14 protein-coding genes and 2 tRNA genes are annotated in these 21,719 nt (G+C 72.7%); 13 read left to right on the plus strand and 3 right to left on the minus strand.

Annotated features, from left to right (window positions below):
- The first annotated feature begins 55 nt into the window (after positions 1–55).
- Together AVP42_RS08885 and AVP42_RS08890 are read left to right on the plus strand one after the other, a co-directional pair.
- A complete protein-coding gene (locus tag AVP42_RS08885) occupies positions 56–2,227 on the plus strand; it encodes a glycosyltransferase (RefSeq protein ID WP_067948192.1) in 2,172 nt (723 codons plus the stop codon).
- Complete coding sequence (locus tag AVP42_RS08890) at positions 2,224–3,537, plus strand: glycosyltransferase (RefSeq protein ID WP_067948194.1); 1,314 nt, start codon at positions 2,224–2,226, stop codon at positions 3,535–3,537. The genes AVP42_RS08885 and AVP42_RS08890 overlap by 4 nt, the downstream gene beginning before the upstream one ends.
- A 46-nt stretch (positions 3,538–3,583) precedes the next feature.
- On the opposite strand, the gene pgm is transcribed toward AVP42_RS08890, so the two are convergent.
- Both pgm and AVP42_RS08900 read right to left on the minus strand, forming a co-directional pair.
- Entirely contained in the window at positions 3,584–5,218 is a 1,635-nt protein-coding gene (gene pgm, locus AVP42_RS08895; RefSeq protein ID WP_067948196.1) for a phosphoglucomutase (alpha-D-glucose-1,6-bisphosphate-dependent), read from the minus strand.
- Between the two features lie 148 nt (positions 5,219–5,366).
- Positions 5,367–6,656: a DUF445 domain-containing protein gene (locus AVP42_RS08900; RefSeq protein ID WP_067948198.1), complete on the minus strand. Its 1,290-nt coding sequence runs from the start codon at positions 6,654–6,656 to the stop codon at positions 5,367–5,369.
- Positions 6,657–6,779: 123 nt separating this feature from the next.
- Here AVP42_RS08900 and pheA point away from each other — a divergent pair, with 123 nt between their 5' ends.
- Positions 6,780–7,739 carry a prephenate dehydratase gene (gene pheA / locus AVP42_RS08905; RefSeq protein WP_067948200.1) on the plus strand — a complete coding sequence of 320 codons (960 nt, stop codon included), beginning with the start codon at positions 6,780–6,782 and terminating at the stop codon, positions 7,737–7,739.
- A gap of 37 nt (positions 7,740–7,776) precedes the next feature.
- On the opposite strand, the gene AVP42_RS08910 is transcribed toward pheA, so the two are convergent.
- The gene (locus tag AVP42_RS08910) at positions 7,777–9,018 is read right to left on the minus strand and encodes a diacylglycerol kinase family protein (RefSeq protein ID WP_082847124.1); all 1,242 of its coding nucleotides are present in this window, start codon (positions 9,016–9,018) and stop codon (positions 7,777–7,779) included.
- Positions 9,019–9,126: 108 nt separating this feature from the next.
- Between AVP42_RS08910 and serS the strand changes: the two genes are divergently transcribed.
- The 10 genes from serS (at position 9,127) to treZ (ending at position 21,643) form a co-directional block, all read left to right on the plus strand.
- Positions 9,127–10,395 (plus strand): serine--tRNA ligase, encoded by a 1,269-nt coding sequence (gene serS / locus AVP42_RS08915; RefSeq protein ID WP_067948203.1) that lies wholly within the window; start codon positions 9,127–9,129, stop codon positions 10,393–10,395.
- An 8-nt stretch (positions 10,396–10,403) separates the two neighbouring features.
- Positions 10,404–11,249 (plus strand): HAD family hydrolase, encoded by an 846-nt coding sequence (locus AVP42_RS08920; RefSeq protein ID WP_067948205.1) that lies wholly within the window; start codon positions 10,404–10,406, stop codon positions 11,247–11,249.
- 34 nt (positions 11,250–11,283) lie between these two features.
- On the plus strand, positions 11,284–12,768 hold the full coding sequence (locus AVP42_RS08925) for an LCP family protein (protein WP_157356774.1): 1,485 nt from the start codon (positions 11,284–11,286) through the stop codon (positions 12,766–12,768).
- 140 nt (positions 12,769–12,908) lie between these two features.
- Positions 12,909–12,993: transfer RNA gene (locus tag AVP42_RS08930), tRNA-Ser, on the plus strand.
- Between the two features lie 55 nt (positions 12,994–13,048).
- Entirely contained in the window at positions 13,049–14,353 is a 1,305-nt protein-coding gene (locus AVP42_RS08935) for an LCP family protein (RefSeq protein WP_067948209.1), read from the plus strand.
- An 86-nt stretch (positions 14,354–14,439) separates the two neighbouring features.
- Positions 14,440–14,528: transfer RNA gene (locus AVP42_RS08940), tRNA-Ser, on the plus strand.
- Positions 14,529–14,664: 136 nt separating this feature from the next.
- The gene (locus tag AVP42_RS08945; protein WP_067948211.1) at positions 14,665–15,123 is read left to right on the plus strand and encodes a hypothetical protein; all 459 of its coding nucleotides are present in this window, start codon (positions 14,665–14,667) and stop codon (positions 15,121–15,123) included.
- 171 nt (positions 15,124–15,294) lie between these two features.
- Entirely contained in the window at positions 15,295–17,502 is a 2,208-nt protein-coding gene (glgX, locus tag AVP42_RS08950) for a glycogen debranching protein GlgX (protein ID WP_067948213.1), read from the plus strand.
- Entirely contained in the window at positions 17,499–19,895 is a 2,397-nt protein-coding gene (treY, locus tag AVP42_RS08955; RefSeq protein WP_067948215.1) for a malto-oligosyltrehalose synthase, read from the plus strand. The genes glgX and treY overlap by 4 nt, the downstream gene beginning before the upstream one ends.
- Positions 19,892–21,643 (plus strand): malto-oligosyltrehalose trehalohydrolase, encoded by a 1,752-nt coding sequence (gene treZ / locus AVP42_RS08960; RefSeq protein ID WP_067948218.1) that lies wholly within the window; start codon positions 19,892–19,894, stop codon positions 21,641–21,643. The genes treY and treZ overlap by 4 nt, the downstream gene beginning before the upstream one ends.
- The last annotated feature ends 76 nt before the right edge of the window (positions 21,644–21,719 follow it).

Here is a 21,719-nt window from a genome sequence, read left to right on the forward strand (position 1 = left end):
CGCACCGGTGTCACGCCGCGGAGCCCGCCCGCGCGTGCCGACGAGGGGACCACCGATGGGCGTTCAGACCGCACTCGACGCCGTCACGGGCGCGCCGGCCATCGTCGATGCGATGCGCCTGGCCGATGACCTCGCCTTCGAGGCGAGCCGCGATCCCGGACTCCGCACCGTGCGCGTGCTCGCGCAGGCCTTCCAGGGCGACGACGAGCTCACCGCGATCGCGGCGACGCACGCGCTCGCCGGGGTGTTCGACGCGGGGGCGGCGAAGCTGCTCGTGCGCCTGCTGTCCGACGAGCGCGCGTTCCTCCGGGAGCACGCCGCATGGGCGCTCGCATCAGGTCTGCCGCGGGCCGACGCGATGGGCGCGCTGCTCCGCCTCGTGACGGACGGCGGCTTCACGGGCATGATCGCGCAGCGCCCCCTCGAGCAGTGGGCCGAGTCGAACGCCGACCCGCTCGTCGTCGGCGTCGAGGGCGCCCTCCTCGGGGTTCGCGAGCCCGCAGCCCGCGCCCGGCTCGTCGAGACGCTCGGCCTCGTCCGCGACCCGATCGCGACGGCCGCGCTCGTCCGGGTGGCGACGGATGCCGCCGAGCCCGAGCCCGTCCGCGTGGCCGCGATCGCCGCGCTCGGCGACCGCCCCGCGAGCCCCGAGCCGCTCGCCGAGCTCGAGCGCCTCGCGGACGGCGACGGGCTCCTGGCGGACGTGGCCCGCCTCGCGCTGGCGGACCTCGCCCAACCCGCGCCCGACGCGGCGACCCGGACGGCCCGCTCCGGCATCACGGTCGCGCAGCTCTTCCTGCACGCCGACATCGACCCCGCGCTCAGCGCGGCGGGCGCGGGCGACAACGGGGGCATCGCCACGCTGCTGGTCCGGCTCGGCGATGCGCTCGCGGCGTCGCCGGACGCGGGGATCCGGCGCGTGCTCACCCTCTCGCGCGGATCGGCACGGCAGGCGGTCGTCGACCTCGACGCCCTCCGCGAGGACGCCGCGGGCCACGTGTACGGCCGCATCCCGCTGCTGCACGACCCGGTGCCGTCCGCGGCGGCGTGGCCGCTCCGGGTTCCGGCCGAGCGCGCCATCCGTCGCGTGCTCCGCGCGGCCGGGCGCGTGGACGCGCTGCACCTCCGGATGGCCGACGTGGGGACGCTCGCCGCCGTCGAGGCCGCCCGCGAGCTCGGCATCCCCGTGGTGTTCTCGCTCGCTCCCGACCCCCACGGGGTCATCGAGACCCTCGACCGCGCCGGCCGGCTCACGCGCGAGAACTTCGGGCGCACCGACCTCGCCGAGCACTTCTGGTTCCGCGCGCGGCTCGTGCAGCGCGTCGCGGCGAACGCCGCCCACACGGTGCTGTTCCCGCGGCCGCGACTCGAGGAGGACCTGCTCCGGCTCGTCGGCGTCGACCTGACCGCGCATGCCGAACGGCACACGATCGTGCCCGAGGGCGTCGACTTCGCGACGATCGAGGGGGCCGTGGCCGAGGCGACCGGTCACGCCGACGGCGGCGCGCCGAGACCGGCGATCGCCGAACTCCGCGACCTCCTCGCCGACCTCGCCCCGGAGCGCCGCGGACTCCCGATCGTCATCAGCGTCGGGCGGCTCCACCGCGTGAAGGGCATGGCGGCGCTCGTCGAGGCGTGGGCCGGCAGCGGGCTCGCATCGCGAGCGAACCTGCTCATCGTGGGAGGCGACCTGCGGCATCCGTCACCCGACGAGCGCGAGCAGCTCGACCGCATCGACGCCTGCGTGCCGCCGGCCGATCGCGCCGCCGCCGGACTGATCCTCGCGGGCCACCGGCCGAACGGCGTCACCGCTCGCTGGATGGCGGCCGCCCGCGTCGGCCTGCCGGACCTCGCCGCCCCCGGCGGAGTGTATGCCTGCGCCAGCATGAAGGAGGAGTTCGGCCTCGCGATCCTCGAGGCGATGGCGACCGGCCTCTTCGTCGTCGCCCCCGACGGCGGGGGACCGGCGACGTACGTCGACGACGGCGTCACCGGCATCCTCACCGCGACGTCCGAACCGGACCGCCTCCGCGCGGCGCTGTCCGCCGCGCTCGACACGGCCGGCGGCGAAGCGGCGGCGGGCGACGACTCGCGAGCCGACCTGTCCCGGGCGACGGTGCGGGCCGAATTCACCATCGAGCGGATGTCGCAGGCGCTCGCCGGCGTCTACGACGGCGTCGCCCGGGCCGAGGCCGAACTGCTCCGCCGCGCCGAGGCGGTCGCATGACGCTCCTCGTGATCAGTCCCGACTACGCCTCGCACCTGCTGCCGCTCGCCACGCTCGCCACCGCGTGGCGCGATCGCGGCGAGCGCGTCGTCGTCGCGACCGGGCCGGCCACGGCCGCCATCGTCGAGGAGTTCGGGCTCGAGCGGGTCGACCTGCGGCTGGGTCGCGGCAGCAACCCTGGCGTCATCGCCGCCGACGAGCAGCCAGTCGGCGAGGGCGAGTCGCTGCGCGGCTTCTTCGCCGCGACCCGGGACGGGGCCGTGCCGACCCTCGCGTACCAGGCCGCGGAACGGCTCACCGACCTCATGTCGCGGCCCGTCGAGGCGGCCCGTGCCGTGCGCCGCATCGTCGACGAGGTGCGTCCCGACCGCGTGATCGTCGATCACCTGGCCTTCAGTGCTCGGCTCGGGCTGCAGACCGGGGGCGTCCCGCACGGCGACGTCGTGCTCGGCCACCCGACCGCCCTGCCCGTCGGCGACGAGGTGTACGGGTATCCGCCGGCGTGGCCGTCCGCCTTCCGTCCCGAGCCCGCCGAGCTCGCAGGCCTGCGGGAGCTCTGCGAGCGGGTCTCGGCGCGCTTCACCGCCGAGTGGAACGCCGCCGCACGCGAGCTCGCCCCGTCGCACCCGCCGACGGCCGACGCGTTCGCCGAGCACGGGCCCCTCGTCCTGTACAACTCGCCGGCCGAGCTGGCCGACGACGACAGACGGAACCTCCTGCCGCCGCACCGGTTCCTCGGCTCCGCCCGGCGGATCGAGCGGGTCGACGACGACATCGAGCGGTGGATCGCCGGCGCCGGGCCGTTCGTCTACGTGAGCTTCGGCAGCTTCCTCTCCGTGCGCGGCGACGTGCTGCGCCGGGTCGTCGAGGCGCTCCGGAAGCTCGGTCTGCGGGCGGCCGTGGCCACCGGGTCGACCGTTGCCGCGGAGCTCGGCGACCTCCCGGACGACTGGCTGGTGCGCCGCTACCTGCCGCAGGTGCGCCTGCTGGACGACGCCGCGGCGGCCGTCACGCACGGCGGGAACAACTCGGTGACCGAGGCGATCGGCGCCGGGGTGCCGCTCGTCGTGCTGCCGTTCTCGACCGACCAGTTCGCGGGTGCCGCGTCGATCGAGCGTGCCGGGTTCGGGGTCGCGCTCGACCCGAACGCGGCATCCGTCGACGACCTCGCCGTCGCGCTGCGCCGCGTGCTCGACCTCGACCCCGCCGCGCGGTCGCGTCTGGACGACGCCGCGGCGCGCCAGGCCGAGCGGCCTGGACCCGAGCTCGCGTACGAGGCGCTCGTCGAAGGCGCGCGCTCGGCCGCCTGAGGCGGCCGGGTCGGCGCCCCGCCGGCCGGCGTCGAGGGCGCGCGCGTCAGCCCGCGGACTGCAGCGCCGCGTCGACGATCCGCTTCGCCTCGGCCTGCACCTCGGCCAGGTGCTCCGGCCCGCGGAACGACTCGGCGTAGATCTTGTACACGTCCTCCGTGCCGCTCGGGCGGGCCGCGAACCACGCGTGCTCGGTCGCGACCTTCACGCCGCCGACCGCCGCGCCGTTGCCCGGCGCCGACGAGAGCTTCGCGAGGATCGGCTCGCCCGCGAGCTCGGTGGCCGAGATGGCGGCGCCGTCGAGCTTGCCGAGCGCGGCCTTCTGCGCAGCGGATGCCGCGGCATCCGTTCGCTCGTAGGCCGGGTCGCCGAACCGCTCGACGAGCTCGGCGTACAGCTGCGAGGGGCTCTTGCCCGTGACCGCGCGGATCTCGGATGCGAGCAGGCACAGCAGGATGCCGTCCTTGTCGGTGGTCCACACCGTGCCGTCCTTGCGGAGGAACGAGGCGCCCGCGCTCTCCTCGCCGCCGAAGGCGACCGAGCCGTCGAGGAGGCCCGGCACGAACCACTTGAACCCGACCGGCACCTCGACGAGCTTCCGGCCGAGCGCCTCGGCGACCCGGTCGATCATCGAGCTCGAGACGAGGGTCTTCCCGATCGCGGCATCCGCCGGCCAGCCGGGACGGTGCGTGTAGAGGTACTCGATCGCGACCGCGAGGTAGTGGTTCGGGTTCATGAGTCCGCCGTCGGGCGTGACGATGCCGTGCCGGTCGGCGTCGGCGTCGTTGCCGGTGAGGATGTCGAAGCGGTCGCGGTTGGCCAGCACCGACGCCATCGCGTTCGGGCTCGAGGGGTCCATGCGGATCTTGCCGTCCCAGTCGAGCGTCATGAACGACCAGCGCGTGTCGACCTTCTCGTTCACGACCTCGAGGTCGATGCCGTACCGGTCGCGGATGGCGCCCCAATAGCCCACCGACGCACCGCCGAGCGGGTCGGCGCCGATGCGGATGCCGCTCGCCCTGATCGCGTCGAAGTCGATGATCTGCGCCAGGTCCTCGACGTAGTTGCCGCGGAAGTCGTACGTCTCGACGGCGCTCGGCTCGGCCTGGTTCACCTCGCGGAGCGAGCCGGCGATGAGCTCGTTGGCACGGTCCGCAATCCACTTCGTGGCATCCGAGTCGGCCGGGCCGCCGTGCGGCGGGTTGTACTTGATGCCGCCGTCCTGGGGCGGGTTGTGGCTCGGCGTGATGACGATGCCGTCGGCCTCGCCCTCGGCGCGCCTGGCGGGGTCGTTGTTCCACTTCAGGATCGCGTGGCTGAGCGCCGGCGTGGGGACGTAGTCGTCGAACTCGTCGGCGAGCACGCGCACGCCGTTGGCGACGAGCACGTCGAGCGCCGTGGTCTGGGCGGGGCCGCTCAGCGCGTGCGTGTCGGCGCCGATGAACAGCGGGCCGGTGATGCCCTGGCTGTTCCGGTAGTCGACGACGGCCTGCGTGATCGCGAGGATGTGGTCCTCGTTGAAGGCGGTGTTGAGGCTCGACCCGCGGTGCCCCGAGGTGCCGAACACGACGCGCTGCTCCGGGATCGAGACATCCGGATGCCGGTCGTAGTACGCCCTGAGCAGGGCCTCCACGTCGATCAGGTCGGATTCGGTCGCCGGAGTTCCCGCTCGCTCGTGCATGCCCCCATCCTGCCGCGCCCTCCGGATCGGCGACACCCCTTGCGCCTCCCTCGCACTCTTCTCAGGAGCGGCGCGGCGGAACGGAACCTTTCTCAGGACGACACGCCGGCGACACGCGCCGCCGGACGCAGGACTCCTGAGAAGGGGCTCACGCGAGGGACTGGACGGTGGTCGCGATCGCGTGGATCGTGAGGCCCGCGAGCGCCCCCACGACGGTGCCGTTGATGCGGATGACCTGCAGGTCGCGCCCCACCTGCAGTTCGAGCTTCTCGGTCGTCTCCGTGGGGTCCCACCGCTCGACGGTCTCGGTGATGAGCCCCGCGATCTCGTGACGGCTGCGGCCGACGACGTAGGTCGCGGCATCCGTCACCCACGCGTCGACCTTCGCCGCGAGCGCCGCATCGGTCGCGAGTCGCGTGCCCAGCTCGGCGAGCGCCCGGCGAGCCCGGCGCCGCAGGTCGCTGTCGGGGTCGTCGAGCGCGGCGGTCACCGTCTCCTTGATCGACGACCACGCCTCGCCGGCGAACTCGCGCAGCCGCGGGCTGTCGGCGAGGTCGTGCTTCAGCTGCTCGACGCGCGCGATCACGGCCGGGTCGTGCTGCAGGTCGTGCGCGAGTTCGGCGAGCCACTCGTCGATGGCGAGGCGCAGCGGATGTCGCGGGTCCTCCCGCACCCCGGCCACGAACCCGACGATCTCGCGGTGGGCCCGGTCGTCTACGACGCGGCCGACGAAGCCCGGCATCCAGCGGGGGAGCCGCTCGGACACCATGCTCCCGAACGCCTCCGGGTGCTCGGCGAGCCAGGCCTCGGCGCGCTCGAACACCGCGTCCACCGCGGCGCGCTGCTGGTCGGCCTCGACGAGTCGCGCGCCGACCCGGCCGATCGCGGGTCCCCACTCGGGTTCGAGCAGGTGCCGTCGGGCGAGCTGCTCGAGCACCTCGGCGACGTCGTCGTCGGAGAGCAGGGTGAGCACGCCGCGCCCGGCGACGGATGCCTCGGTGACGACCCGTTCCGCGTTGGCGGGCTCGCGCAGCCACTCGCCCGCGCGCCGGGCGAGCCCCATGCGCTGCAGCTTGTCGCGCACGACGTCGTCGCGCAGGAACTCGTCCTGCACGAACGCGCCGAGCGCCGCGCCGATCTCGTCCTTGCGGTTGGGGATGATCGCGGTGTGCGGAATCCGCAGGCCCATCGGGTGGCGGAAGATCGCGGTGACCGCGAACCAGTCGGCGAGCGCGCCCACCATCGCGCCCTCCGCGGCGGCGCGCACGTAGCCCAGCCAGGGCACGGAGTCCTGCAGGGCGAACGCGAACGCGAACACCACCGCGGCCACGAGCAGCAGGCTCGTCGCGAGCCGCTTCATGCGCACGAGGGCGTCGAGCCGCTCGGCGTCGGTCGGCAGCGTGCGACGCCGCGTGGCGGCATCCGTCGTCTCGGTCATCGCTGCACCATCCCTTTCTCAGGAGTGTTCGCCGCATCTGCCGCTTTCTCAGGAGAACACGCCGCACCCTGCCCCGACCCGCCGAAGAACTCCTGAGAAAAGCGTGCGCCGTAGGCTGGGCGCATGACGGATGCCGCGACGCCACGACCCGACGAGACGTACTCGTACCTGGGCCCGGCCGGCACCTTCACCGAGGCCGCGCTCAAGCAGGTGCCCGAGGCCGCCGGCAAGCACTGGCGCAGCGTCAACAACGTCGGGGAGGCGCTCGCCGACGTGCTCGCCGGGCGCTCCACCGCCGCGATGATCGCGATCGAGAACTCCGTCGACGGCGGCGTGACCGCCACCCAGGACGCGCTCGCGACCGTCCCGGGCCTGCGCATCGTCGGCGAGTACCTCGTGCCGGTCAACTTCGTGCTCGTCGCGCGCCCCGGCACGCGGCTCGACGAGGTCCGCGTCGTCAACGCGCACCCGGTCGCGTACGCGCAGTCGCGGGGCTGGCTCGAGCGCCACCTGCCCGAGCACGGCCACATCCCGGCGACGAGCAACGTGCAGGCCGCGGCATCCCTCTTCGAGAACGGCCTGGCGGATGCCGCGGTCGCCCCGCCCGGCATCGTCGACCACCTCGACGTCGACGTGCTCGCCGAGTCGATCGGCGACAACCCGAACGCGATGACGCGGTTCGTGCTCGTGAGCCGGTCGCGCCGGATCGCCCCGCGCACGGGCGCCGACAAGACGAGCCTCATCGTCGAGCTGCCCGATGACGAGCCCGGATCGCTGCTGGCCATGCTCGAGCAGTTCTCGACGCGGGGCGTGAACCTGTCATTGCTGCAGTCCCGCCCGATCGGCGACGAGATGGGCCGGTACCGGTTCGTCGTCGACCTCGAGGGCCACGTGGAGGACGAGCGGGTCGCCGACGCGCTGCTCGGCCTCCGCCGCTTCAGCCCGAAGGTCATCTTCCTCGGCTCGTACGCCCGCGCCGACCGGCGCGAGGCGCAGTACCACTCCAAGTACGAGGACGACATCTTCATCGAGGCGCGCGACTGGCTGCGCGGCATCCTGAGCGGCGAGCCCGAGGAGGACTGACGCGTGCGGTCCCGCGGTCGCGCCGGCTGACCGGGGTCTACCGCTCGGCGTCGTCCCGCTCGGACGCCGCCACGTCGGCGGCGGCGATCTCCGCGGTCGAGATCTCGCCGGACACGGGCTGGGTCGCGACCGCCTCCTCGGCGGCGGCCTCGGCCGCCTCGAGCTCCGCCTCGTCGAGTTCGCTGTCGAGTTCCTCGTCGGCCGGCGGTTCACCCGCGGCCGCCTTCTCGGTCGCGCGTTCCGTGGCCTCCTCGGACGCCCGCTCGGCGGTCTGCTCGGCGACGCGGACGACGAGCGCCTTCGGGTCGATCGCGAAGCGGGCGGCGGTGATCTGCCCCATCTCCTCGCCGTCGATCTCGAACTCCTGCGCCTCGCCGTCGATCACGATGTCGACCGTGCGACCGCTGGCGTACACCACCTCGCGGCGCTTGTTGCCGCCGGTCAGGTCGATGAGCTGACGGCCGAGCGCGGTCTTTCGCAGCACCCGGTTCTCCCACGCGACCTTCCGCCACACCATGAGCCAGCCCCACACGTTCCGCGGCTGCAGGCGGACGACGTCGAGCCGGCCGTCGTCGATGGCCGCCTCGGGGATGAGCTCGATGTTGCCGGGGAGGTACCCCAGGTTGGCGATGAGCACGCTGGCCACGCGCGACCGGTGCGTGCGGCCGTCGTCCATGCGGTGGGCCACGCGGAAGGGCGCCGAGTTCGGGATGGCGCGGATGCCCGCGTCGACGTAGGCGAGCCAGCCGACGCGCTTCTTCAGGTCGGGGTCGGTGTTGGCGATCATGGCGGCGTCGAACCCGATGCCGCTCATGACGAGCGAGACCTCGGTGTGCGTGGTGCCGTCGGGGCGCCGCACGCGCGCGCGGAGGACGTCGACGGCGCGGTCGACGCCCGTGAACGCGAGCGCGGTCGCGGCGGGGATGTCGTTCACCGGGATGTCGAGGTTGCGGGCGAAGAGGTTGCCGGTCCCGAGCGGGATCAGTCCGACCGGGATGCCCGAGTCCTCGAGGCCCTCGACCGCCGCGCGGACCGTGCCGTCGCCGCCGGCGGCGATGACGAGGTCGACGCCCTCCTCGACGGCCTTCCGCGCCTGCCCGGTGCCCGGGTCCTCCGGTGTCGTCTCGAGCCACAGGGTGGGGCCGAAGCCGTGCTCCCGCTCGACCTCCGTCACCACGGTGCGGAGTTCCTCCACACCCTCCTTGATCGGGTTGAAGATCACCGCGGCGCGCTTGCTGCCGCCCGCGGCATCCGTCACCTGTTCGTCGCCAGCCCTCATGGGTTGAATCTAGGGCATGGTCGCCGCGAGCGAGCCGTGCGGCCGTCTTCGCGCCGGGGGCTTGACCGCGCGGGGGTGCCGCCGGATGCCGCGACTACACTTGCACGGGTGATCGACCCGCTGCTGCTCCGCGAGAACCCAGACCTGGTCAAGCGCTCGCAGGAGGCGCGCGGCGAGTCTGCCGCCCTCGTCGACGAGGCGGTGGCCGCGGATGCCGCGCGCCGCGCCGCCATCGCGTCGTTCGAGACCCTCCGCGCCGAGCAGAACGCGTTCGGCAAGCAGGTCGCGAAGGCGCCGAAGGAGGAGAAGGCCGCCCTGGTCGCGCAGGCGCAGGAGCTCGCGGCGAAGGTCAAGCAGGCCAACGCCGACGCGAGCGCCGCCGAGGAGGCCTTCGGCGCGGCCGTCCAGCGCATCGGCAACGTCGTCATCGAGGGCGTGCCGGCCGGCGGCGAAGAGGACTTCGACATCCTGCGCGAGGTGGGCGAGATCCCCGCGTTCGGCTTCGAGCCGCGCGACCACCTCGAGATCGGCGAGCTGCTCGACGGCATCGACATGGCCCGCGGCGCCAAGGTGTCGGGTGCGCGCTTCCACTTCCTCAAGGGCGTGGGTGCCCGCCTGCAGCTCGGGCTCATGAACATGGGACTCGACAAGGCGATCGCGAACGGCTTCACGCCGCTCATCACGCCCACGCTCGTCCGGCCCGAGATCATGCAGGGCACCGGCTTCCTCGGCGCGCACGCCGAGGAGGTCTACCACCTGCCGGCCGACGACCTCTACCTCACGGGCACGAGCGAGGTCGCGCTCGCCGGGTACCACGCCGACGAGATCCTCGACCTGTCGAACGGCCCCATCCGCTACGCCGGCTGGTCGACCTGCTACCGCCGCGAGGCGGGCAGCCACGGCAAGGACACGCGCGGCATCATCCGCGTGCACCAGTTCGACAAGCTCGAGATGTTCTCGTACGTCGACCCGGCCGACGCCGAGGTCGAGCACGAGCGGCTCCTCGGATGGCAGGAGGAGATGCTGCAGGCGCTCGGCCTGGCGTACCGCGTGATCGACGTCGCCGCGGGCGACCTCGGCTCGAGCGCGGCGCGCAAGTTCGACGTCGAGGCGTGGGTGCCGACGCAGCAGGCGTACCGCGAGCTCACCTCCACGTCGAACTGCACGACGTTCCAGGCCCGGCGCCTCGACATCCGCCACCGCACCCAGAGCGGGAAGACGGCGCCGGTCGCGACCCTCAACGGCACGCTCGCCACGACCCGGTGGATCGTCGCGATCCTCGAGACGCACCAGCAGGAGGACGGCTCGGTCGTCGTGCCCGAGGCCCTCCGCAGCTACCTCGGCGGCCTCGAGGTGCTCCGCCCCGTGGAGCGATGAGCGAGCGGATGCCGCGCAGCGCGGCTCGACGGGACGCCCCCGCCCCCGCGACCGAGGCCGACCGCTGGTTCGTGGCGCTCGACGTCGACGGCACGATCATGCATGAGGACGAGTCGATCGACGCGCGCGTGGCCGACGCCGTGGCATCCGCCGTCGCCCGCGGCCACCGCGTCACCCTCGCGACCGGCCGATCGTGGTCGACCACGAGGCCCGTGCTCGAGCACCTCGAGCTCGACCCCGAGTACGTGGTGTGCGCGAACGGCGCCATGACCATGCGGCGCGACCCCTCGTCGCCAGACGGCTGGGTGCAGGCGCACGTCGAGACGTTCGACGCCACGCCGGTGCTGCGGCAGATCCGCGAGGTCCTGCCGAGCGGCCGCTTCCTCGTCGAGCTGGCCGACGGCTACCGGCTCTTCACCGAGGGCATGACCGACTGGAACCTCGAGCGTGCCCGCAAGGTCGAGTTCGACGAACTGCTCGGGCAGCCCGCCATCCGCGTCGTCGCGACGTCGATCGACCACGAGCTCGACGAGTTCTTCGCGATCGTCGACGAGATGGGCCTCAACCACGTCAGCTACGCCGTCGGCTGGACGGCCTGGCTCGACATCGCCCCCGACGGCGTGAACAAGGCGACGGCGCTCGAACGCGTGCGCGGCTGGCTCGACGTGCCCCTGCGCCGGGTCATCGCGGTCGGCGACGGACGCAACGACATCGAGATGTTCCACTGGGCGAAGGCGGCGGGTCGCGCCGTCGCCATGGGGCAGGCGCCCGGCGAGGTGCTGGCGGCCGCGAGCGAGGCGACCGGCACGATCGACGACGCGGGACTCGCGGCGGTTCTCGACTCCCTGCCCTGACGGCCGTGCCGCCCCGCCGCGAGTAGGATCGACGGTGGGGGACACGCGAATGGGCGATGAGGATCCGGGTCCGCGTGATGCGGAGCGCGACGGGGCGGCGCCGGCGACGGACGGCGACGCGGGCACGGATGCGCCCGAGACCGATGCGCCCACGAGCGATGCGCCGATCGACGCTGCGCCCGCGGCCGATGCGCCCGCCGGTGATGGGCTGATCGACACGCCCGTGCCGCCCGCGCCCTCACGGACGCACACGGGCACCCCGGTGCTCGGCGAGGCCGACGTGCCGCCGGCCCGTCACGGGCGTCTCACCCGTCGTTCGACGGTGCGCACGGTCGCGAAGGTGGTCGGCGCCGCGGTCGCCGTGGTCGCCGTGAGCGCGACGGCGGTGGGCGCGTACGCCGTCGGCAACCTGGTGCGCGGCGTGCAGCCCGGCGTCGTGTTCGAGAGCGAGGAGATCCTCGCCGACGTGCCTGACATCGGCGCGATGGAGGGCGGCCTCAACTTCCTCCTCGTCGGCAGCGACAAGCGACCCGCCGACGGGTCGTTCGGCGACCCCGAGATCGACTCGGCCGAGCTCAACGACGTCACGATGCTGCTGCACATCTCCCAGGACCACTCCCACGTCGAGGTGGTGAGCTTCCCGCGCGACATGCTGGTCGACGTGCCCGAGTGCACCGACCCGGCCGACGCCTCGAGCACGCTTCCGCCGGGCTACGACGTGAAGCTCAACCAGGTGCTCTCCTGGGGCGGCCTGCCCTGCGTGGCGAAGACCATCGAGCAGCTCACCGGCATCACCATCCCCGTCGGCGGCATCGTGCAGTTCAAGGGCGTGGCGGCGCTGTCGGAGGCGGTCGGCGGCGTCGAGGTGTGCCTCGTCGACCCGATCGACGACCCGCGCTCCGGGCTGAAGCTCGACGCCGGGCGCCACAAGATCTCCGGCTACGACGCGCTCGCCTTCCTCCGCACCCGCCACGGCGTCGGCGACGGCAGCGACCTCGGCCGCATCTCGGTGCAGCAGACCTTCCTGGCGTCGCTGGCGCGGACCCTGCAGTCGAGCGGCACGCTTCGGGATCCGGTCAAGCTCTACGGCATCGCGCAGGCCGTCCTGCAGAACATGACGCTGTCGACGTCCCTGCAGGATCCGGGCCGGCTCATCTCGGTCGCGCGCACGCTCGCCGACGTCGACCTCGAGAAGATCGCCTTCATCCAGTACCCGACCGCCTACACGTGGGACTTCTCGGCCGTCGAGCCGACGTCGTCTGCCGACATCGTGAACCGGGCGCTGCAGCAGGACGAACCCGTGGTGTTCGACCCGAACGCCACGAGCGAGGCGTCGTACGGCACGGCCGACCCGAACGCGCCGCCGACGGATGCCGCGAACCAGCCGCCCGCATCGGACCCCGCCGACACGCCCGTGCCCACGGTTCCCGCGACCGTGCCCGCCGCGGAGCAGCTGCCGCAGGACGTGACCGGCCTCACCGCGGCCGAGGAGCGCTGCGCCACGGCGAATCCCGGCTGATCCGACCGGATCGGCGCGGCGCGCCATCCGTTTCAGCGCTCCCACAGGCACGCCGTGGCAGGCTTTCGGAAGTGCGCGTCGGCTAGAATCGGGGCCTGTCCGCCACTCGGCACCGCCCAGCCGGCGCCGATGCGCGGCGAGGAGGGCTGTCCGAGCGGCCGATGGAGCCGGTCTTGAAAACCGGTGGGCAGCAATGCCTCGTGGGTTCGAATCCCACGCCCTCCGCACCACAAGACCCTGATCAGCAACGACTTCGACGAGCCGAGAGGAGATCCCCGGAGTGAGCCGCCAGCGAACCACTCGTGGCGCCGACGACGCGCCGGCGATCGCCCGTCACGGCCGTCTTCGCCGTCACGGCGTCTGGGGCACGGTCGCGAAGGCGACCGCCTCGGTGCTCGCCGTCGTCCTCGCGTCGGGCACGGCCGTCGCCGCGTACGCCGCGTTCGACCTCGCCGCGACCGCCAAGCCGACGATCGAGCTCGGCAACGAGTCGGCGCTCGACGGCATCCCCGACGTCGGCGCCATCGAGGGCGGCGTGAACCTGCTCGTCATCGGCAGCGACAGCCGCGAGGGCCAGGGCGACGGGTTCGGCGACCCCGACCTCGAGACGAGCGTGCTCAACGACGTCAACCTGCTGCTCCACATCTCGCAGGACCACACGCACGCGTCCGTCGTGAGCTTCCCGCGCGACATGCTCGTCGACGTGCCCGCGGGCTGCACCGACCCCGAGACGGGCGAGGAGCTCTGGGAGCAGTACGGCGTCAAGCTGAACTCGGTGCTCGACTACGGCGGGATGCCGTGCGTGGTGAAGACCGTCGAGAACCTGACCGGCGTCACGGTGCCGTTCGCGGGCATCGTGCAGTTCATGGGTGCGGCGGCCATCTCGGAGGCCGTCGGCGGTGTCGAGGTGTGCGTGGCCGAGCCCATCGAGGACGAGCACACCGACCTCTACCTCACTGCCGGCTCGCACGAGCTGAAGGGCCTGCAGGCGCTGCAGTTCCTCCGCACGCGCTACGGCGTCGGCGACGGGTCCGACCTCGGCCGCATCTCCAACCAGCAGGTCTTCATGTCGGCGCTCGCCCGTGAGCTGCAGTCGAACGGCACGCTCACCGATCCGACGAAGATGTACTCGATCGCCAAGGCGGCGCTCGACAACATGCAGCTGTCCAACTCCCTCGCCGACCCGACCAAGATGGTCTCGATCGCCAAGGCGGCGAAGGACATCGACCTCGCCAAGATCGCGTTCGTGCAGTACCCGACCGCGTACTCCGAGGACTGGAGCGCGGTGATGCCGACCGACTCGGCGGAGGCGGTCAACCTCGCGCTCCAGCAGGACGTGCCGATCGTGCTCGACCCGACGGCGCTCGAGGACAACTCGTACGCGTCGGTCGGCGACCCGAACGCGCCCGCGCCCGAGGCTGCGCCCGAGACGGCGACCGAGACCGGCGACGCGGAGACAGGCGAGACGGGCGAGACCGGCGAGGCCGCGCCCGCGCCCACCGAGCAGGCCCTGCCCTCCGACGTCACCGGCCAGACCGCCGCCGAGACGCGTTGCTCGGCCGGTCGCACGCTCGCCGACCAGTAGGCCGCCACGCGGCATCCGTGCCCGAATCGCCATCGCAGCGGATGCCGGTTATGATGGCAGTCGCGTGCGCCTCCGGGTTCGCGCATGGAGACGTCGCATAGTCCGGTCGAGTGCACCACCCTGCTAAGGTGGAGTCCCCGTAAGGGGACCGCGGGTTCAAATCCCGCCGTCTCCGCTCGATGAGAGGCCGCCCCGAGGGGCGGCCTTCGTCGTATCCGCCATGGGTCGGGGCCGTCAGGCGCAACCCCCCGGGCCCTGTCGGCGCCGCTGAGTAGACTCCATCTGTTTCACGAGAACACGGAGGAATACGCATGCGACGCATCGCCATGCCTGCCGCACTGGTCTTCGCCGGTGCCCTTGCCCTGTCGGGCTGCGCAGCCGAGGGCGGCGGAGACACCGCCGGCTCGAGCGGCGACACCTGCACCACGGTCGCGAGCGAGGTGCGCGACGTCTCGAACGGCGTGCAGAACACGCTCGCATCCGCGTCGTCGACCGACGAGATCGAGTCCTACCTGAGCGACGCGCAGTCGCGGGTCGACGCCGCCGCCGAGGAGGCGGGCGACGACGACGACCTGAAGTCCGCGGTCGAGGACTTCAAGAGCGAGCTCGACGCGGTCGGCGAGTACGCCGGCGGCCTCACGGAGGCGCCGACCGAGGACGACCCGTCGGTCACCGCGATCGAGCAGGACCCGGAGGAGCTCGCCGAGCGCCAGACCGCCGTCCAGGAGGCGGCCGGCGAGGTCACGGCCGTCTGCGGCGAGGACCGCTAGCCGGTCCGCGAACCACGACCGGCGCGGGCCGGGTGCGATACCGCATCGACACCCGGCCCGCGCCGTCTCGTCGTCTCGGCGCACCTCCAACCGGACCATCCGGTTCGGGGGCCGTACGACGCACCGGGCGCTGGCGCCTACGATGACCTGAAGCTGACCGTTGGGGGATGCATGCACACCTGGCCCGGTTCCACCTACCCGCTGGGGGCGACGTTCGACGGCAACGGCACGAACTTCGCGCTCTTCAGCGAGGTCGCCGAGAAGGTCGAACTGTGCCTGTTCGACGACCGCCGTCGCGAGACGCGGGTCGAGCTCATCGACGTCGACGCCTACATCTGGCACGCCTACCTCCCGCAGGTGCAGCCCGGCCAGCGGTACGGCTACCGCGTGCACGGGCCGAACGACCCCGACCAGGGGCTGCGCTGCAACCCGAACAAGCTGCTGCTCGACCCCTACGCCAAGGCGGTCGACGGCGAGCTGGACTGGAACCAGTCGCTGTTCGGGTACCAGTTCGGCAAGCCCGAGAAGCGCAACGACGACGACTCCGCGAAGAGCATGATGCTCGGCGTCGTGACCAACCCGTTCTTCGACTGGACGGGCGACCGCCACCCGCGCACCCCGTACGCCGCGTCCTTCATCTACGAGGCGCACGTGAAGGGCCTCACCGAGACGCTCCCCGGCATCCCCGACGAGCTCCGCGGCACGTACGCCGGCATCGGGCACCCCGCCGTCATCGACCATCTGGTCAAGATCGGCGTGACGGCGATCGAGCTGATGCCGGTGCACCAGTTCGTGAACGACGGCACCCTCCAGGAGAAGGGCCTGTCGAACTACTGGGGCTACAACACCATCGCGTTCTTCGCGCCGCACAACGCCTATGCCTCGACGGGGCAGCGCGGCGAGCAGGTGCAGGAGTTCAAGGGGATGGTGAAGTCGCTCCACGCGGCGGGCATCGAGGTCATCCTCGACGTGGTCTACAACCACACCGCCGAGGGCAACCACCTCGGCCCGACCCTCTCGATGCGCGGCATCGACAACGCCGCCTACTACCGCCTCGTCGACGACGACAAGCGGTACTACATGGACTACACCGGCACCGGCAACTCGCTGAACGTCGGCCACCCGCACTCGCTGCAGCTCATCATGGACTCGCTGCGCTACTGGGTGCTCGAGATGCACGTCGACGGGTTCCGCTTCGACCTCGCCTCGACCCTCGCCCGCGAGTTCTACGAGGTCGACAAGCTGTCGACCTTCTTCGAGCTCGTGCAGCAGGACCCGGTGGTCTCGCAGGTCAAGCTCATCGCCGAGCCGTGGGATGTCGGTCCCGGCGGCTACCAGGTGGGCAACTTCCCGCCGCAGTGGACCGAGTGGAACGGCAAGTACCGCGACACGGTGCGCGACTTCTGGCGCGGCGAGCCCGCCACCCTCGGGGAGTTCGCCTCGCGGTTCACGGGCTCGGCCGACCTGTACGAGCACTCGGGTCGCCGGCCCGTGGCATCCATCAACTTCGTCACCGCGCACGACGGGTTCACGCTGCGCGACCTCGTCTCGTACAACGAGAAGCACAACGAGGCCAACGGCGAGGACAACAACGACGGCGAATCGCACAACCGATCGTACAACCTGGGCGTCGAGGGGCCGACCGACGATCCCGAGATCCTCACCCTCCGCGCTCGGCAGCAGCGCAACTTCATCACGACGCTGCTGCTGTCGCAGGGCGTGCCGATGCTCCTGCACGGCGACGAGCTCGGGCGCACCCAGCAGGGCAACAACAACGTGTACGCGCAGGACAACGAGTTGAGCTGGATCGACTGGGAGCACGCCGACCAGCCGCTGGTCGAGTTCACCGCGGCGGTCGCGAAGCTGCGCGCCGAGCACCCGACGTTCCGGCGCAGCCGGTTCTTCGACGGCCGGCCCGTCCGGCGCGGCGAGGGCGACCCCGTGCCCGACATCGTCTGGCTGCGTCCGGACGGCTCCACCATGGAGCCCGAGGACTGGGATGCCGGGTTCGGCAAGGCCATCGGGGTGTTCCTGAACGGCGAGGGGATCCGCGAACGCGACCGGCGCGGCGAGCGGATCGTCGACCGCCACTTCATCGTGCTCTTCAACGCCCACGACGACACGGTCGAGTTCAGGATCCCGATGCACGAGTTCTCGCCGGAGTGGGAGGTCGTCATCGACACCGCCGGCAAGCGGGCCGATGCGGGGCCGATCGAGCCGGGTGAGGCGATCGCGCTCGAGCAGCGGTCGATGATGGTGCTCTGCCAGCGCGACCCCGAGCCGGACGAGGTCGACCACTCGGTCGCGGCGTCGCTGTCCGCGATGGCCGGCTCCGGCACGAGCGAGGGGTCGCCCCCGAAGGCCGAGGCCGGCGCGTGAGCCGGGCGCCGCGGCGCGCGCCGCGCTCGACGTACCGGCTGCAGGTGCGGCCGTCGTTCGACCTGCACGACGCGGCATCCGTCGTCGACTACCTCGACGCCCTCGGCGCCGACTGGGTCTACCTGTCGCCGATCCTGCCGTCGCGTGCGGGCTCCGACCACGGCTACGACGTCGTCGCGCACGACCGGGTCGACCCGGCGCGCGGCGGCGAGGCGGGCCTCGAGGCGGTGGCGGATGCCGCGCACGCTCGCGGCCGCGGCATCCTGGTCGACATCGTCCCGAACCACGTGGGCGTCGCGGATGCCGCGCAGAACCCGGCCTGGTGGAGCCTGCTCCAGCACGGGCCAGAGTCGCCCCACGCCGACACGTTCGACGTCGACTGGGCGCTGACGGGCGGGCGGGTGCGCCTGCCGGTGCTCGGCGGCACGGTCGAGGAGGCGGCCGCCGCGGGAGACCTGCGGGTGGAGCACGGCGAGCTGCGGTACTTCGAGCACCGGTTCCCGCTCGCGCCCGGCTCGGCCGATGACGGCGCCGACGCGCTGAACGTGCACGGACGACAGCACTACGAGCTCGTGAACTGGCAGCGCGCCGACGCCGAACTCAACTACCGGCGCTTCTTCGCGGTGAACGAGCTCGCCGGCATCCGCGTGGAACGGCCCGACGTGTTCGACGGCACGCACGCCGAGATCGTCCGCTGGGTGCGCGAGGGCCTCGCCGACGGGCTGCGGGTCGACCACCCCGACGGGCTGGCCGCGCCGGGGGACTACCTCGACCGACTGGCCGACGCGACCGACGACGCCTACGTGCTCGTCGAGAAGATCCTCGAGGGCGACGAGCCGCTGCCGCCGCACTGGCGCACCGACGGCACGACCGGCTACGACGCGCTCGCCGACGTCGACCGGGTCCTGGTCGACCCGGCGGGGGAGGCCGCGCTCGACGCCCTCGACGCCCGCCTCCGCGCCGAGACCGGCATCGACGGCCCGACCGACTGGCACGAGCTGATCCACGGCACCAAGCGCGGCATCGCCGACGGCATCCTCCGCAGCGAGGTGCTCCGGCTCGAGCGGATGCTGCCCGACCCCCGACCGGCCGACGCCGCCGACGCGCTCGCCGAGCTCCTCGCGTGCTTCCCGGTGTACCGCTCGTACCTCCCGGCCGGCCGCGAGCACCTCGACGAGGCCGCGCGGCTCGCGCGCGAGCACCGGCCCGACCTCGCGGCATCCGTCGACGCGCTGCTGCCCGTGCTCGCCGATCCGACCCATCCGGTCGCCATCCGGTTCCAGCAGACGAGCGGCATGGTCATGGCGAAGGGCGTGGAGGACACGGCGTTCTACCGCTTCACGCGCCTCGGATCGCTCACCGAGGTCGGCGGCGACCCGTCGGAGTTCGCGATCGACGTCGCGGCCTTCCACGCCCGCCAGCTGCGGCGGCACGCGGCGTGGCCGGCGTCGATGACGACCCTCTCGACGCACGACACCAAGCGCGGCGAGGACGTCCGCGCCCGCATCGACGTGCTCGCCGAGATCCCGGAACGCTGGTCGCTCGAACTCGACGGGCTGCGCGCGACGGCCGGTTCCACGGGCGACGGCCCCTTCGACGCCCTGCTCTGGCAGGCGATCGTCGGAGCGTGGCCGCTCGAGCGCGAACGGGCGCACGCCTACGCCGACAAGGCGTCGCGCGAGGCATCCGTGTCGACGCACTGGACCGCGCCCGACGAGGCGTTCGAGCGGCGCATGCACGAGGTCATCGACCGGGCGTTCGACGTGGCGGCCGTGCGCGAACGCCTCGACGCGTTCGTGGCGTGGCTCGCCCCCGCCGGCTGGTCCAACTCGCTCGCCGCGAAGCTGCTGCAGCTCACCATGCCGGGCGTGCCCGACGTCTACCAGGGCAGCGAGCTGTGGGAGACGAGCCTCGTCGACCCCGACAACCGCCGGCCGGTCGACTTCGACCTGCGGCGGCGCCTCCTGCGCGAGGTCGACGCCGGCTTCGAGCGCGGCGAGCTGCCGGACGTCGACGGGACCGCTGCGGCGAAGCTCCTTCTCACGTCGCGCGCCCTCCGGCTGCGGCGCGACCGCCCCGAGCGGTTCACGAGGTACACCCCGCTCGAGGTGGTCGGCGATGCGGCACGGCACGCGGTCGCGTTCGATCGCGGCGGCGCGATCACCGTGGCCACGCGACTCCCCGTCGCCCTCGCCGAGCGTGCCGGGGGCGACCCCGCGGCATCCGTCGGCCCCGAGGCCTGGGGCGACACCGAGGTGCTCGTGCGGCGGATGCCGCTGCGGGACGCACTCACCGGCCGGCGGTTCGACGGCGGCCGGGTGCGCCTCGCCGACCTGCTCGCGACCTATCCCGTGGCCCTGCTCACCCCCGCCGAATCCGAGGAGACCCGATGACCGTGGAGCTCTGGGCGCCCATCCCGCAGCGGGTGGTGCTCCGCCGGCCCGGCCACGACGACCTGCCGATGCGGCGCGACGACGCCGGTCACTGGCGCGCCGAGGTCGACCTCGCCGTCGGCGACGAGTACGGCTTCGTCCTCGATGACGACGACCGGGCCCTGCCCGACCCGCGGTCGCGCCGCCAGCCGCGCGGCGTCCACGACCTCAGCGCGGCCGTCGACCTCGGGGCGCACGAGTGGGCGGATGCCGCATGGCCGGGCCGCGAGCTCGCGGGCGGGGTGATCTACGAGCTGCACCTCGGCACGTTCACGCCCGAGGGCACCCTCGACTCCGCCATCGACCGCCTCGACCACCTCGTCGACCTCGGCGTCGACTTCGTCGAGCTGCTGCCCGTGAACGCGTTCAACGGCACCCACAACTGGGGCTACGACGGCGTGCTCTGGTATGCCGTCCACGAGGGGTACGGCGGGCCGGCCGCCTACCAGCGGTTCGTCGACGCGTGCCACGCGCGCGGCCTCGGCGTGATCCAGGACGTCGTGTACAACCACCTCGGCCCGAGCGGCAACTACCTGCCGCGGTTCGGACCCTACCTCCGCGCGGCCGAGCGCAACACCTGGGGCGACTCGGTGAACCTCGACGAGCCCGAGGTGCGCCGCTACATCGTCGACAACGCGATGATGTGGCTGCGCGACTTCCACGTCGACGGCCTGCGGCTCGACGCGGTGCACGCCCTGCGCGACGGCTCCGAGCGGCACATCCTGCAGGAGCTGGCGGAGCACGCGGACGCGCTCTCGGTAGACCTCGGCCGACCGCTCACGCTCATCGCCGAGTCCGACCTCAACGACCCGAAGCTGATCACCCCGCGCGACGCCGGCGGCTACGGCCTCACCGCGCAGTGGAGCGACGACCACCACCACGCCATGCACGTCGCGCTCACGGGCGAGACGGCGGGCTACTACGCCGACTTCGCGTCGCTCGACGCGCTCGTGAAGACGACGACGCGGGGGTTCTTCCACGACGGCACCTTCTCGTCGTTCCGCGGCCGCGACCACGGCTTCCCCATCGACCCCGCGACGCCCACGTGGCGCCTCGTCACGTTCACGCAGGACCACGATCAGGTGGGCAACCGCGCGACGGGCGACCGCATCTCGCAGACCCTGTCCGAGCCGCGGCTCGCGATCGCGGCGGTCCTGAACCTCACGACGCCGTACACGCCCATGCTCTTCATGGGCGAGGAGTGGGGCGCGTCGACGCCGTGGCAGTTCTTCACGTCGCATCCGGAACCCGAGCTCGGGCGGGCCACCGCCGAGGGCCGCATCGCCGAGTTCGCCCGCATGGGCTGGGATGAGTCGGTCGTGCCCGACCCGCAGGATCCCGAGACGTTCCGCCGGTCGAAGCTCGACTGGGCCGAGCCGACGGATGGCGCGAACGCCCGCCTGCTCGACCTGCACCGCCGCCTGATCGCCCTCCGCCGCGCGCGGCCCGAGCTCACCGACCCGGCGTTCGGCCACACGAGCGCCTGGGCGGATGACGCGACCAAGCGGTTCCGCATGGAACGCGGTGCGCCCGGCGCGCCCGAACGCGTCGTCGTGCTGGCGAACCTCGGCCCCGACGCCTGGCAGGTCGAACTCGGCGAACCCGCGAGCATCCTGCTGACCACGGGCCCGGCGCTCGCCGACGAGGTCCCGGCCGACGGAGTGCTGGCGCTGCCCGCCGAGTCGGCGGCCGTCCTGCTCGTGCACTGATCGCCGGGACGGCGCCGACTCGGGGGCCGCCCTGAGGACGACGTCGGGACCGGCCCCCTACTGTTCGGCCATGGAC

It is taken from the genome of Agromyces sp. NDB4Y10 (assembly GCF_001620055.1).
Taxonomy (GTDB): domain Bacteria; phylum Actinomycetota; class Actinomycetes; order Actinomycetales; family Microbacteriaceae; genus Agromyces; species Agromyces indicus.

Coding starts and splice junctions, on each gene's coding strand:
- AVP42_RS08910 (WP_082847124.1), bottom strand. CDS start 9,018: ATGAGGGCTGGCGACGAACAGGTGACGGATGCCGCGGGCGGCAGCAAG.
- treZ (WP_067948218.1), top strand. CDS start 19,892: ATGACCGTGGAGCTCTGGGCGCCCATCCCGCAGCGGGTGGTGCTCCGC.
- glgX (WP_067948213.1), top strand. CDS start 15,295: ATGCACACCTGGCCCGGTTCCACCTACCCGCTGGGGGCGACGTTCGAC.
- AVP42_RS08945 (WP_067948211.1), top strand. CDS start 14,665: ATGCGACGCATCGCCATGCCTGCCGCACTGGTCTTCGCCGGTGCCCTT.
- pheA (WP_067948200.1), top strand. CDS start 6,780: ATGACGGATGCCGCGACGCCACGACCCGACGAGACGTACTCGTACCTG.
- AVP42_RS08900 (WP_067948198.1), bottom strand. CDS start 6,656: ATGACCGAGACGACGGATGCCGCCACGCGGCGTCGCACGCTGCCGACC.
- pgm (WP_067948196.1), bottom strand. CDS start 5,218: ATGCACGAGCGAGCGGGAACTCCGGCGACCGAATCCGACCTGATCGAC.
- AVP42_RS08920 (WP_067948205.1), top strand. CDS start 10,404: ATGCCGCGCAGCGCGGCTCGACGGGACGCCCCCGCCCCCGCGACCGAG.
- AVP42_RS08890 (WP_067948194.1), top strand. CDS start 2,224: ATGACGCTCCTCGTGATCAGTCCCGACTACGCCTCGCACCTGCTGCCG.
- AVP42_RS08885 (WP_067948192.1), top strand. CDS start 56: ATGGGCGTTCAGACCGCACTCGACGCCGTCACGGGCGCGCCGGCCATC.